This is a genomic window from Paenibacillus ihumii (genome assembly GCF_001403875.1).
Lineage (GTDB): Bacteria > Bacillota > Bacilli > Paenibacillales > Paenibacillaceae > Fontibacillus > Fontibacillus ihumii.
In genome coordinates this window covers 2,251,557-2,265,201 of the sequence record NZ_LN884299.1, presented here as the reverse complement: position 1 = coordinate 2,265,201, position 13,645 = coordinate 2,251,557, and the positions used below count along the sequence as shown (strand labels likewise).

Below are 13,645 nucleotides of genomic sequence, written 5' to 3'. Positions count from 1 at the left end.
GAAAATAGTCAGCAAGTATAAGAAGTGTCCCTTCAACTTGTAGTGCATTCGAATAGGCATGGTATAATTCTTCTTTATCTAACTTGGACGTATTTGAAATATAATTACCGCACACCTTTTCTTAAAGACCAGCTTCTAAGTCTTTTGAGTATTAAGCCAGCGTTCTGCGTTTTTTCCACAAATAATTGTAAAACGTACTTGTGAAACATATATCAGACACTCCAACAAACGTGCAAAGTGTAAAGCTTCAAAAAGTTCCTGTTTCGAGGCTTACCAAAAGTAAGTGTGGAGGTCGATAAGTCTGGAGGTCGGGTGGCTTGCACTTGCTCCCACTCTGCTTAAGAGAGCCGCTGTCGATGCCAAAAGCCAAAGAGATAGGCGAGAAGAAACGGCATAGCTCCTGTTGTTTTTCAACCGAGTACCAACCAATTTTGCTGGTGAGGGTGATACTTTTGGAACAGCCTCTTTACAGTTATATGCGCATCGAACGGTAGATGCCGAGTGTGGCGACTCTCGTCATCTGTACACCAGATGGCCGGATCCAAGCCCAGATCCATCCCCAGATCCATCCCCAGATCCATCCATCGCATTTATGTACTCACATTTTTACTAAATAGTTCATATACTGATTGGAGTAAATATAGCGGAGGTAGATAGCTTGGCCACGATAAGCCTTTGCATGATTGTAAAGAATGAAGAAGAAACCATTGCAAGATGCCTTGCGTCCGTCCAACGTATCGTTGATGAAATAATTATAGTAGATACGGGGTCCTCCGATAGAACCATAGAAATTGTAAAAGAGTTTACTCCCAACGTATATCATTTCCAATGGACGGATGATTTTGCCGCTGCCCGGAATTTTTCTTTTAGCAAGGCTGGCATGGATTATATTTTATGGCTTGACGCCGATGACGTGCTGTCTGTGGAAAATGCCGACAAGCTGCTCCTGTTGAAGGAAACGCTCCCTCCCTCGGTGGACTCGGTAATGATGAAATATATACTGGGTCGGGATGAATACGGCAAGCCGAATTTTAGCGTCAAGAGGAATAGATTGGTTCGAAGAGAAAGGGGGTTCGTTTGGAAGGGGATTGTCCATGAATATCTGGAGGTCGGTGGTAATATTGTCGAGTCCGACATCGAGGTTTTTCATCAAAGCGCCAAGGGAAATTCCGACCGCAACCTTAAAATATATGAAAAGAATTATGCAGAGGGCAAGACATTCTCCCCGCGGGATTTGTATTATTTTGCAAATGAACTCTATGATCATGGCCTCTATAAAAGGGCAAAGAGGTTCTATCTCCGGTTCCTGAGAACAGGAAAGGGCTGGGTGGAGGACAACATAAATGCCTGCGGGAAGCTATCCGATTGCTGCCACTTTCTAGGCGAGCATGATAAGTCACTGGAATGGGCCTTCCGGTCGTTTATTTACGCTGCCCCCCGGGCAGATCAATGCTGTCGGGCAGGATATTATTTCATGCAAAACAAACAATGGAGTCAGTCGATCTTCTGGTATAAGCTCGCCGCGACGCTCGATCTGCCCAAAGAGATGCAAGGATTCATCAATTATGCATGCTGGACATGGCTGCCGCATCTGCAGCTATGCGTATGCTATGCGAATATCGGAGAGTATGAATTAGCCTATAAGCACAATGAAATAGCAAGAGAATATCGTCCGAATGATCCGCAGATTATTCATAACAAGGAGTATTTGGAGGGGGTCCAGCCTTCTCTGAAACAAGGCGCCACAGCTCCCGATGTAACGCCTTGATTGCGATGGAAGGCTAGCTATTAATAACCGCCGCTGTGATAGCTCCGTTGTTGATCGTAATGGTTTGACCCCCTGACAAGGCGTTGCCCGTCACCTGCAGAGTATAGGTATGCACTCCTGTTGGCGGTGCTTCATCGCATGTCGTAAAGGCCGTTGTAATCGGACTATTGGCAGACACTGGGGTGTCGCTGGCCGTATCGATAATCGTGACTCCATCGCGCAAAATACGAAAAGTAATCGTCGGGTTGGCCGAGCTTGGCGTCCATGTCGAGGAAGCTACCAGCCATACGGCATTGGTTGCTGCAGCCACGTTGACTGTCACGGTGCCGAGGGTTGCCGTCGGTGCAGCAGCGGTTAAGGTAATCCCGGCAAATCGGGCACAGTCAAATGATGACAGGAGTCCAGCCGGCCCAGTGGCTCCCGTAGCGCCAGTTGCCCCAGTTGGTCCTACGGGTCCAGCCGGCCCTGCCGGTCCGGGAGGCCCTCCAGCCGGTCCAGTGGCACCTGTAGCACCGGGGGGTCCTGGAATACCTTGCGGTCCTTGCGGCCCCTGAGGTCCCGGAGGTCCGACTAATCCGGGAGCGCCTGTAGCTCCCACGGGTCCTGGAATACCTTGGGGTCCCGGAGGCCCTGGAGGTCCGACTAGCCCAGGAGCTCCCGTAGCGCCTTGGGGACCGGCGGGTCCTACGGCTCCAGCAGGCCCTGCCGGGCCGATCGGGGCATTGACGATAACTTTAGGTGGCGGACATACTCTCTTTTTAACAATAATACGTTTTTTTCTTCGTTTAAAATGACTGATTTTTTTTCTTTTTTTTCTGATTTTAAAAACACTGATATTCAATGGTTAGCACCTCCTGTAGGTTTATATATACTATGGCAAACATATAGAAGCGGAATGGACGTTTATCTCAGAGACATAAGCGGATTTACAAAGGCCTAGTCCCATGTGTTAGAGCCTCCCGTGTTTGGGGTATAGTATGGAAGGTGCAATTTTATGCCCTAAACAGGGTTATGGAAATCACACTCGAATGAAAGATGACGGTTCATCCCCGTGCGACTTGAAGATCAAGCTCGGGCATTTCCTCGAAGCCCTTGAGGTTGTTACATAAACCAGGGCTTTTTTTGCATTTATTGTAAATAAGTGTATAATTTTATGGCGATAGGAGATCCAAGCGAGTCTACATAAAGGAGAAGATATCAAGAATGGATAATCAAACGAATGAAACCATTCCTCAACCTAAGACCAAAGGTATTCTCGGCAATCTTCCCGACATTGATACAGATCGGCCCGTCCAATCTTTAGTGAAGCTTGCCGGGGAGTATGGACCCATATTTCGGGTAGATCTCCCAGGGGGACATCTTACTTTGATTTCAGGACATCGGCTCGTCGAGGAGGCCTGCGATCAATCCAGGTTCGACAAGAACGTTTGGAGCCCCCTGCAAAGAGTGCGCGCCTTCACAGGCGATGGCCTGTTCACCAGCTGGACTTATGAACCGAACTGGCAAAAAGCGCACCACATTCTGCTGCCGAGCTTCAGTCAAAGAGCCATGCAGGGTTACCACACTATGATGGTGGACATTGCTCTGCAGCTTATCCAAAAATGGGCAAGGCTCAATCCGGATGAGATTGTAAATGTTCCGGAAGACATGACCCGGCTGACCCTTGACACGATCGGGCTATGCGGCTTTAATTTCCGCTTCAACAGTTTTTATCGCGATCAACCGCATCCTTTTGTCGTAAGTATGACCCGGGCACTGGATGAAGCAATGAGTCAGGGACAGCGGCTCGGAATTCAGAATAAGCTCATGCTGATTACGAAGCATCAATTCCAGCACGATATTCAATCGATGTTCTCGACCGTAGACAAAATCATTTCGGAGCGCCGCAGCGGAAAGACGGACAGCAAGGACGATCTGCTGGCCCACATGCTAAGCAGCAAGGATCCGGAAACCGGGGAAATGCTGGATGACGAGAATATCCGTTATCAAATCATTACTTTTTTGATTGCAGGTCATGAGACAACAAGCGGCTTGCTGTCCTTCGCGCTCTACTATCTTCTGAAAAATCCGGACAAGCTTAAGAAAGCCCAGGAAGAGGTCGACCGTATCTTTACCGGCTCCGTTCCAACCTACAAGCAGGTCCGGGAATTGAAATATGTTCGCATGATTTTGAGCGAAAGCTTAAGACTATGGCCGACCGCTCCGGCGTTTTCTCTGTACGCCAAAGAGGATACGGTCATCGCAGGGAAGTATAGCATCCGTAAAAATGACACGCTCACAGTATTAATTCCCCAGCTTCATCGAGATAAGGAGGTATGGGGGGAAGACGTGGAAGCATTCCGTCCCGAGCGGTTCGAGAACGAGGAGAAGATTCCTCACCATGCTTACAAACCTTTCGGCAATGGCCAGCGGGCGTGCATCGGCCAGCAATTCGCCATGCATGAAGCGACGCTGACGCTCGGGATGGTGCTCAAGCATTTTATCCCGGTCGACCATACGAATTACCAGCTTAAAGTCAAAGAGACCTTGACGCTGAAGCCGGATGAATTCACGATTCAGGTGAAGGTTAGACAGCAGCCGATGGCTGCCGCGGTCACGGAGGAGAAGGCACCAGAGGAGAAGGGTAGCACGCTGAATATCGCGGCCAACCCCCAGTTGAAGGGGCATGATACGCCTCTGCTAGTCCTCTATGGCTCCAATCTCGGGACGGCAGAAGGCATAGCGCGCGAGCTGGCTGAGCATGGGAAGATGCTCGGCTTCAAGAGCGAAGCCGCCAGCATGGATTCGCGAATCGGCAAGCTGCCCACGGAAGGGGCGGTTATCATCGTATCTGCTTCTTATAACGGGAATCCTCCAGATAACGGCAGGCAGTTCGTGGAATGGCTGATGGGGGAGGAAGAAGGGAAGCTGCAAGGGGTACGGTATACCGTCTTTGGCTGCGGAGACCACAACTGGACGAGCACATACCAGCGGATTCCGGTATATATCGATGAACGCCTTGAGGAGCTTGGCGCTGCGCGCTTGGTTGAACGCGGCGAGGGAGACGCCAGCGGCGATTTCGAGAAGCAGTATGACGAGTGGCGGGAGACGCTGTGGTCCGGCATGATGGACGCTTTTGGGCTCACATATAAGAAGGTGGATAAAAGAGAGAGCTCCCTCTCGATCAGCTTCGTCAGCGGAATGGCCGGCATGCCTTTGGCGGCAAGCTACGATGCTTTCCATGCCGCGATCGTGCAGAATAAGGAGCTGCAGAGTCCAGACAGCCCTAGAAGCACCCGCTATATCGAGATTGAGCTGCCGGAGGGCGCTGATTATCAGGAGGGGGATCATCTGGGCGTGCTGCCGCGAAATCCCGCTTCGCTGATTCAGAGGGTGGTTGACCGTTTCCGACTGAGCACGGATGATCATTTGCTGCTGGAGGGCGGCGGGCGAAGCATCGCTCATCTGCCGCTCGGCAGACCGATCAGCGTGTTGGATCTGCTCGGGTACAGCGTCGAACTGCAGGATGCCGCCAGCCGTTCGCAATTGCGCGAAATCATTGCTTACACGACGTGCCCGCCACATAAGAAGGAGCTTGAAGCGCTCCTGGAGGAAGAGACCTACCAGAGTGAGGTGCTCCACAAAAGAGTCAGCATGCTTGAGCTTATCGAGAAGTATCCGGCCTGCGAGATGCCGTTCGACCGGTTCTTGGAGCTGCTCCCGCCGTTGAAGCCACGATACTACTCGATCTCCAGCTCCCCCAAGCTGCTGGGGAACAAGCTTAGTATTACGGTCGGTGTAGTGGAAGGTCCTGCGCGCAGCGGCAGCGGCCAATACCGGGGAATCGCCTCGAATTATTTGCGCGACCGGCAGCCCGGTGAATCGGTAGTTGTCTTCTTGCGAAGACCTGGAGCAGGGTTCGAGCTTCCCGCAAATCCGCAAACACCGATCATCATGGTTGGACCGGGAACAGGCGTAGCGCCGTTCATCGGCTTTCTGCAGGCCCGTGAGGCTTTGCGGTCTGAGGGTGTGAGCCTTGGCGAGGCTCATCTGTATTTTGGCTGCAGAAGGCCCGATGAAGATTATATCTACAGGCAGGAGCTTGAAAGCTATGACCGCTCCGGCATTGTGACGCTGCACACCGCTTTTTCCAGACAGGATCCTTTAGCTAAGGAATACGTTCAGCACAAGCTGCACGAGGATCGGGAGACTCTTATTTCTTTATTAGACCGGGGAGGTCGGCTGTATATATGCGGAGACGGCACGCGCATGGCTCCGGATGTAGAAGCCACGATCCGTAATGCGTACCGGGAAATTAACCAGACGACCGAGGAAGAGGCTGCGGCATGGCTTGACGGGCTGCTCAGCAAGGGACAATACGCCAAGGACGTATGGACCGGGATATAGCGGGATATGGACTAGAAAGAACATGCTTGAAAGCAACGTATAGCCGGCTACCTTTAAGGGGTGTCGGCTTTTTTGTTTGGTTAGGAATTCCTTGCCATGGCTCCTCAGATAGCTTAGTATAAAATGGAATTCAAACGGCTTGCCCATGACAGGGGATTGGAATGGATCGGGCCGTCATTTACAGATGGGGGATTTACTATGCAGCTGTCTCTAGCGAAAATCAAGAGCGAGAAGGAGATTGTGTCCTTGGCGCAGCTGGCGTCGGATATTTGGCACGAATATTTTGTCACGATCATCTCCAAGGAACAAATCGACTACATGGTGGAGAAATTTCAATCTGTTCCGGCGTTGACGGATCAAATAACGAACCAGGGATACGAATATTATTTTATGACCAGCCAGGGCGATCCAATGGGTTATTTGGGCATCAAGCAGGATGCAGGCAAACTGTTTCTCAGCAAGTTCTATATTCAGAAGGAGCATCGCGGCAAAGGCTATGCCAGCCAGGCGATGGAACTGCTGGTCGAGATGGGCCGAAAGCGGAATTTAGGCGCGATCTGGCTTACGGTGAATCGGCATAACGCATCCACGATCGCAGTATATGAGAAGAAAGGATTTAGGATCATCCGCACCCAGGTGGCCGATATTGGCAACGGGTTCGTGATGGATGACTTCGTGATGGAAAAGGAAATTGAGTTTATTTGACTGTATCCCATAAGCCGAGAGAACCGGCAGCCTATATTTGGTAGAAGGAGCAAAGCCATCGCTAGCCAGCGGTGGTCTTTTTGCGGTCAATTGCTTACATTTCGAAATGGGGAGAAGGCTCTTGAGTCCGAAAAAAACCGGCAAATGGGAAGGGCCATGTCGTCAAAGGAAAAATCTTCTTGTCTATTTTTCAAAAAAAACTTGGTAAGGTAGAGGGTAGCAATTGACAAGAGGTGATGAGCTGCATGAAGAAGCACTGTTTGTTCTGCGATGAAATCGTCCCCACGCAAGCTGAAGGCGAATATGATAGATTTATAGGCTGTTCCTGTTCACCCGACGGATTCTACAGCCTGCAAAGAGACAGCTACGAAGCTATTCTGTCGCTTCCGCACCAGAAAAAACGCACCATGCTTCATATAGTTTCGGCATATATCCGGGAGCTAACCGATTGCAAGGACAAAGTCGCTCTATCAGCGAGCGATTTAGAATCGATTATAAACTCCCCTAAAATTCCTGTGACCATTGATGATAAAGGAAAACGTCTCCTGCAATATTTGTACAGGCATTCTGAGGGACCTGGAGAATCGGTGGTCATTCATCCACTCTCCAGCAGCTATAATTTGACGTATTCTCCAAATTTGCAGGAGCTGGTCTATATCATTGATAAACTGAGAAGCGAACAGCTGCTGATCAGGGAAGGGATGAGCTTTCAACTGACGGAGAAGGGGTGGAGCGAAGCAGCTGCGAGCGCTGAAGGCAAAAAATTGAAGCCCTGCGCCGTTTTGGTTCCGGACGCGAAGGACTTGCGAACGGATTGGCTGCAAATGCTGCTGCCTAAAATCGAGCAGTACGGTTATTTGCCGCGCGTGCTTGCACCAGCTGCAACAGAAAACGCTGAAGTGTACTCTTTAGAACTAATAGCGGACAGTAAGCTGGTTATCGCGGATTTAACCGGTCAATCCCCAGGAATGTATTTTGCAGCGGGATATGCACTAGGCTTGGACATTCCGGTGATATGGATCGTAAACAGCAGCGATGCCGAAATGTTGTCCGTGAAATTCAAAGAGATCCGTCCAATCGTTTGGGATACAGCCGAAGAGCTGGCAGCATTTCTTCAGCAGAGGCTGAATGGATAGAACGGGGTCAGGTCACAGCTTAGTTCATTAGCGGAAATGAATAACAGGTGTCTCTTTGGGGAAGGGGAGGCCTGTTATTTATTTTCGCATAGGCAATAGCCATTATTTTAACGGGCATCCCTGAGGATGGGATGATGTGGAGAAGTGCGCATTTGCGTATAATGAATAAAAAAACGAGGAGCGGTTATCGAATACAAAACATAAATAATGTATTGACTCCGTACCTAAGTACAGGGACTAAGATCGGATTATGAAGGAGGAGCAGTGCATGGCATATCTAACCATTGGGGAATTGTCGAAGCGTGCCAGTGTGAACTTGGAAACCGTACGGTATTATGAAAAACGCGGATTGATTGCGGAGCCGCCTCGGACGAGAGCGGGCTATCGCATGTATGACGAATCTGTCGTGGACGATATCCGCTGGATTCGCCAGGCCCAGGCCATCGGCTTCACACTGCAGGAAATTCTCTATTTGAAGGCGCTGCGAGACGGCGCTGCAAGCTCAGAAGCGGAGCTGCGCTGCTACGCGGAGGAGAAGATAACCGAAATCGAGCAGAGGATTGAGCAGCTTCAGGAGATGAAGGCTCTTCTTGAGCGTGCAGCACGTCACTCGAGCGAGTCGCTTTCGACTTGTCCGCTCCTTCAAACCATTAAGCAAGGGAGGACATCAAATGAGCAAAAAAATTGAAGTGTACTCGGATGGAACCGATCGCAGCAAATCGATCATTCAGCTGGTGAAAAAGCGGGCCTGTTCTAAATGCGAGATCGTTGTGCACAACGCAGCTGAGGAGAAAGGGCGATCCGGCCCGTCTGTATGGATGGACGGCAAAGAGGTTGATCTCAACAAACTGTCGGGCGATGCAAAAATTATTCACTCGATTCCTTTTAAGTGAATATCAAGTTACCGGGGAGCAGCAAACCCGCGAAAGGCCTGTGAAACAGAACCTTCGCGGGTTTTTCGCAGCATTCGCTCTGACGAGGCATATACTGCACTCGCTAAAAAATAAGTCCGCCGGGAACGCCGGCCGGCGGACTTACTGCATCTCAAGTCTGTTTGCTCAGGGCATCTACTAGGAGAATAGCGTTAGCCACTTGCTCGGCTGTGATCTCCCTGGACAGGTTAACCATCGTTTCATTCGGTTGGGTGGCGGCTGTGCCAACCTTCAGCAGCTCCTCATAGGCAACGTTCTCCAGATGCAGCTGCTCCAAGGTCGTTGGAAGGCCCAGCTCTCTGTAAAAGCTGATGTATCTTAGAATTTCCTCTTCGGGATGGAGTTCAAGCACCAGCTGGACAAGTGTTCCGTAAGCGACCTTCTCACCGTGAGTCAGATGATGAATATCTCCAGACAGCACTGTCATTCCGTTGTGAATAGCATGTGCGGCCGCCAAGCCGCCGCTTTCGAAGCCAAGACCGGACAGCAGGGTATTTGCCTCGACAATTGCCTCGACATGCCGGGTAACGAGTCCTTTTTTTACAGCTTTGTAAGCGGGGATTCCGTATTGGAATAATGTCTCTTCGCAGGCCTTGGCAATGGCTTGGGCAGCAATGCTCGGCTTGCCGCCCGACATAGCGGTGCCGCCGCTTCTTACCGTAGCACGAACCTCCACCCACGTCGCCATCGCGTCGGCAATGCCCGAGGCAAATAACCGGGCTGGAGCTTGCGCGACAACGGCAGTATCCACCAGCACCAGATCGGGGTTTTTGTTATAGAACCTATAGGATTCGAATACCCCTTCGTCACTGTAAATGACGGATAAAGCACTTGTCGGAGCATCGGTGGATGCCGTGGTCGGGGCAATGACCACCTTGGACCTCAGCTCGTCCGCCACGGCCTTCGCGGTATCCAATGTTTTGCCTCCGCCAACGCCAATTACAAAATCGACGGCTTGTGTTTGTCCTTCCTGAGCAATTCGTTTTACTTCATTTATAGAAGCCTCGCCATTGAATAAGACAAAGTGAAAATCAACGCCTTCCGATGTTAAACCTCCGGTAATTGTGTCCTTGGTAATGTTCCAGACAACTTCATCTGCGAGGACAAGGGGCTTGCGCCCCATCTCTTTAACATGCTTCCCGATTTCCTGCAGAGCGCCCTGACCTTGAATGTATTTGTTAGGTGAAATAAACACAATATTTGCCATCATCATTTCCTCCTGGGGCAGCTTCATCTTAATCTTCATCTCATATACCCTAATTAATATGAACAGATCATCCTAAAGATATGTAGTCGGCCCAATGCCGCTTAAAAGTACGATAGAGAGTGGAGATAGCTGAGGTTACAGCAGCAGTTGGGGCGGAAAAGGAACAAAAAAGACTGCGGCGACCATTTTACGGACGCTGCAGCCGTTTAAACGTCAATATGGATCAGCTTCGTGGCTTTTCTCTACAGCCTCTTTGGTGGCTTCGTTTGCGGCTAATGAGCCTTGGCCATATTTCGATTGGCCGGATTCACGGCCAGGGAGCTGTTCGTCCTTTTTCATTCCTTGTATTTCTTTCATGACCCTGCCGATCCCTTCCTTAACGCGGCGGCCATAGTCTTCATCCGCCTGTGTGAAATGGTGGATCATCGCTTCCTGGATTCGTTTGTCGCAAACCGCAAGCGCTTCGGACAGGTTCTTGATCAGTTCCTCACGCTCCCATTCTTCGAAAGCGCGGTACGTATCGCCCGCTTGCCCGTAGTTATTGGGACGATCGATCGGTGCGCTCATAGCCGCGGCATTATACGTTGGCCGATGCTGCGGCCGATCCTGCTGCCCGGCTTCCTGATAGCCGCCGATCATGGAAGGCTCATAGTTAATATGCGGATTTTCTCCGGACTCTTTGGGATTACGGGTGTCCATTTGGCCCCGGTGCTGATTCGTGCGCACAGGTACCTTTGGCGCGTTTACTGGCAATTGCAGATAGTTCGCGCCTACACGGTAGCGCTGCGTATCGGAGTAAGAGAAGGTACGGCCCTGCAGCATTTTGTCGTCGGAGAAATCCATCCCGTCGACCAGTACCCCGGTACCAAAGGCAGCTTGCTCAATTTCTGCGTGAAAATCAACTGGATTGCGATCCAGAACCATTCGGCCTAGCGGCAGCCAAGGGAACTTATCCTCCGGCCAGAGCTTCGTATCATCGAGCGGATCAAAATCCAGCTCCGGATGATACCCGTCCTCCATGATCTGGACGAAGAGCTCCCATTCGGGATAATCTCCGCGTTCAATCGCTTCATATAGATCCTGCGTCGCATGGCCGACGTTTTTTGCTTGGATTGCATTTGCTTCTTCTTGCGTCAAGTTGCGGATTCCTTGCTTAGGCTCCCAGTGATACTTCACCAGCACAGCCTCGCCCTTGTCATTGACCCATTTGTAGGTGTTGACGCCAGAACCCTGCATATGGCGGTATGTCGCTGGTATGCCCCATGGAGAGAACAGGAAGGTAATCATATGTGTTGCTTCAGGCGAACGGGAGACGAAGTCAAACATCCGCTGGGGATGCGGCACGTTCGAAGCAGGATCCGCTTTAAAAGCGTGAATCATATCAGGGAATTTCATCGCGTCGCGTATGAAAAATATTTTGAGATTGTTGCCGACGAGATCCCAGTTGCCGTCTTCGGTATACATTTTCACCGCGAAGCCGCGCGGGTCTCTTGCGGTTTCCGGCGAATCCTTTGCCCCTGCCACCGTGGAGAAACGAACCATCAGCGGTGTTCTTTTTCCGGCGCCGGAGAAGACCTTTGCTCGGGTGTACTTCTCTACCGGTTCATCTCCGACTTTGCCGTAGGTTTCAAAATACCCGAATGCTCCGGTTCCGCGAGCATGTACAACCCGCTCCGGCACCTCTTCACGGTCAAAATGGGAAATCTTCTCGATAAAGTGGTAATTCTCAAGCGTAGCTGGACCGCGGTCACCAATCGTACGGATATTTTGGTTGTCTTTCACAGGATGGCCTTGGCGTGTTGTCAACGTCTCACGCTTCACGTCGTGCTCGTGAGGTATCTTCATGTCATTATTCTCTCCCAAATGAACCCCTCCTTTAAGTGGTTATCTTCATCATTAACCAAAATGGTTACTATAAGCTTAACCTGTACCCAAAAAATGTATTCAGGGATGGACGGCTGATTAATTTTGGGAAGGTGAATATGTGATTCGGCAGTTAAGTTTGGTGATCAGTCAAAAAACCAACAACCTGTTCCTCAGAAGAGTTAGGTTGTTGGTTTTTTGGCAACAGTTCGATGAAGCTTTTCTCTTAGAAAGGATGGATATTCTTGTTTTATTTTTGTCCAATGGCAAACAGTTTTGTTCCCCCGATATATATGGTGCCATCTTTTCCGATAGTAGGGGAGGTGTTTAATAGATGATATAGTGGTATTCTCCAAATGGTTTGTCCAGTTTTTAAGTCTTTAGCGATTACCCCTGAATTAGTGCTGGTATAACCAACCATGTAAGCCATGATCAAATTCTGGTTTTTATCGATAACAAGGTTGTTTAGGCTAACAAGGTTCGTTTCATACGATTTTGTATTTGGGTCAAAATGCCACAGTAATTTTCCTGAAGGTGAAAACACTTGTCTTCCAAAAACCAAATACCCTTGGGAGCTGATTACTGGTGGGGTCCAGTAATTTATTTGGCGTTTTGATAGTAACTCTTTGATAAGTTTACCATCCGTATTGTAGTAATATAGCGACTTATCACCTATAACATATAAAATATTGTTGTCATAAACAGGAGCACTGATATTTTGTCCAGAAAATGTTGTGCTGAATTTTTTCTCACCCATTTTTGATATAGAATGCAAGGTGCTAGTATCAAATACTCCCATACTTGATGTTTTACTGATGGGTTTCATATATCCTTTTGAAGTCGTTAAGTATATGCTTCCTTTAATAAAAGTGGGAGCAGAGTTAGACAAAGGTTCTTGCCCTTTTGGGGATGTATCCAGCGTAATGTTGAAAATGGTTTCACCGTTTGGTGAGATGGCAATCAGCTTCGTTTCTTCTCTTATATGAATCATATCACTGACACTTTTATAGCCGGGAACCACAGAAGTGAAACTACCAGCAAACGCCACCATTCCATCGTCATCAACGGCAATTTTTCCACTCACCCTTGTTAGTGTAGTCTCCTCAAATATTTGTTCCCAGACGAGTTCGCCTTGTGTAGTATATTTTGAAATGATCGCATCTGGATTGTCGGAGACGACCTTGTTAGGATCATCTTTAGATATTCCTGTAGAGGAGCTCGTACCAATGTTACCGGCAACAATTAGGTATTGATCGTTAAACAAGGTAAGGCCAGTAACTGAATTTGCGGGCAAATCTTTAGACCACTTTATTTTTCCATTTGCTTCGACCGCCCAGAGATTAGCTGATGGATAACCATCCGTTATAACATATAGTACACCTTTCGAATCAATAACGATTTCGATAATTTGCCCCTTTAGATCAACGGACCATTTAATTTCCGGTTTGGTCATTGCCGCGTAGGGGGATTGACCGTTCCAGTTGTTCGTGGAATGAATCGATTCTTCTGCTGTGACTGCTGCTGCCGAGAAGTTACCTATCAACAAGGAAATGATCATGACCCGTTGAATCAGTTTTTTTAGTTTCATCCGTTCTCCTCCTTTTTTAAAATTATCGGCTTTTTAGATTTTTTCGTGAATGGAGAGGAT

The 13,645-nt window shown here is 49.2% G+C and carries 10 protein-coding genes; 6 read left to right on the top strand and 4 right to left on the bottom strand.

Annotated elements, in window-relative coordinates; genetic code table 11:
• Positions 1–679 precede the first annotated feature (679 nt).
• A complete protein-coding gene (locus BN2762_RS17645) occupies positions 680–1,768 on the top strand; it encodes a tetratricopeptide repeat-containing glycosyltransferase family 2 protein (RefSeq protein WP_148500033.1) in 1,089 nt (362 codons plus the stop codon).
• 13 nt (positions 1,769–1,781) lie between these two features.
• Here BN2762_RS17645 and BN2762_RS28185 read toward each other — a convergent pair whose 3' ends face one another.
• A complete protein-coding gene (locus tag BN2762_RS28185) occupies positions 1,782–2,609 on the bottom strand; it encodes a hypothetical protein (protein WP_055108212.1) in 828 nt (275 codons plus the stop codon).
• 362 nt (positions 2,610–2,971) lie between these two features.
• On the opposite strand from BN2762_RS28185, the gene BN2762_RS17635 reads away from it, so the two are divergent.
• The 5 genes from BN2762_RS17635 to BN2762_RS17615 all read left to right on the top strand — a co-directional run bounded on the left by BN2762_RS17635 (position 2,972) and on the right by BN2762_RS17615 (position 8,888).
• Entirely contained in the window at positions 2,972–6,154 is a 3,183-nt protein-coding gene (locus BN2762_RS17635; RefSeq protein WP_055108211.1) for a bifunctional cytochrome P450/NADPH--P450 reductase, read from the top strand.
• A 123-nt stretch (positions 6,155–6,277) separates the two neighbouring features.
• Entirely contained in the window at positions 6,278–6,859 is a 582-nt protein-coding gene (locus BN2762_RS17630; RefSeq protein ID WP_316246808.1) for a GNAT family N-acetyltransferase, read from the top strand.
• Between the two features lie 245 nt (positions 6,860–7,104).
• Complete coding sequence (locus BN2762_RS17625) at positions 7,105–7,995, top strand: hypothetical protein (RefSeq protein ID WP_055108209.1); 891 nt, start codon at positions 7,105–7,107, stop codon at positions 7,993–7,995.
• 268 nt (positions 7,996–8,263) lie between these two features.
• Positions 8,264–8,683 (top strand): MerR family transcriptional regulator, encoded by a 420-nt coding sequence (locus tag BN2762_RS17620; RefSeq protein ID WP_055108208.1) that lies wholly within the window; start codon positions 8,264–8,266, stop codon positions 8,681–8,683.
• A complete protein-coding gene (locus BN2762_RS17615; RefSeq protein WP_055108207.1) occupies positions 8,667–8,888 on the top strand; it encodes a hypothetical protein in 222 nt (73 codons plus the stop codon). The genes BN2762_RS17620 and BN2762_RS17615 overlap by 17 nt, the downstream gene beginning before the upstream one ends.
• A gap of 151 nt (positions 8,889–9,039) precedes the next feature.
• On the opposite strand, the gene BN2762_RS17610 is transcribed toward BN2762_RS17615, so the two are convergent.
• From BN2762_RS17610 to BN2762_RS17600, 3 genes are all read right to left on the bottom strand, one after another.
• Positions 9,040–10,134 (bottom strand): glycerol dehydrogenase, encoded by a 1,095-nt coding sequence (locus tag BN2762_RS17610; RefSeq protein ID WP_055110169.1) that lies wholly within the window; start codon positions 10,132–10,134, stop codon positions 9,040–9,042.
• A 213-nt stretch (positions 10,135–10,347) separates the two neighbouring features.
• Positions 10,348–11,979: a catalase gene (locus BN2762_RS17605; RefSeq protein ID WP_148500032.1), complete on the bottom strand. Its 1,632-nt coding sequence runs from the start codon at positions 11,977–11,979 to the stop codon at positions 10,348–10,350.
• A gap of 268 nt (positions 11,980–12,247) precedes the next feature.
• Positions 12,248–13,585: an outer membrane protein assembly factor BamB family protein gene (locus tag BN2762_RS17600; RefSeq protein WP_055108205.1), complete on the bottom strand. Its 1,338-nt coding sequence runs from the start codon at positions 13,583–13,585 to the stop codon at positions 12,248–12,250.
• Between the last annotated feature and the right edge of the window lie 60 nt (positions 13,586–13,645).

What these genes read in the sequence shown, in the direction of transcription:
- BN2762_RS17645 (WP_148500033.1), top strand. Translation starts at nt 680, where the DNA reads ATGATTGTAAAGAATGAAGAAGAAACCATTGCAAGATGCCTTGCGTCC.
- BN2762_RS17635 (WP_055108211.1), top strand. Translation starts at nt 2,972, where the DNA reads ATGGATAATCAAACGAATGAAACCATTCCTCAACCTAAGACCAAAGGT.
- BN2762_RS17630 (WP_316246808.1), top strand. Translation starts at nt 6,278, where the DNA reads ATGGAATTCAAACGGCTTGCCCATGACAGGGGATTGGAATGGATCGGG.
- BN2762_RS17625 (WP_055108209.1), top strand. Translation starts at nt 7,105, where the DNA reads ATGAAGAAGCACTGTTTGTTCTGCGATGAAATCGTCCCCACGCAAGCT.
- BN2762_RS17620 (WP_055108208.1), top strand. Translation starts at nt 8,264, where the DNA reads ATGGCATATCTAACCATTGGGGAATTGTCGAAGCGTGCCAGTGTGAAC.
- BN2762_RS17615 (WP_055108207.1), top strand. Translation starts at nt 8,667, where the DNA reads ATGAGCAAAAAAATTGAAGTGTACTCGGATGGAACCGATCGCAGCAAA.
- BN2762_RS17610 (WP_055110169.1), bottom strand. Translation starts at nt 10,134, where the DNA reads ATGGCAAATATTGTGTTTATTTCACCTAACAAATACATTCAAGGTCAG.
- BN2762_RS17605 (WP_148500032.1), bottom strand. Translation starts at nt 11,979, where the DNA reads ATGAAGATACCTCACGAGCACGACGTGAAGCGTGAGACGTTGACAACA.
- BN2762_RS17600 (WP_055108205.1), bottom strand. Translation starts at nt 13,585, where the DNA reads ATGAAACTAAAAAAACTGATTCAACGGGTCATGATCATTTCCTTGTTG.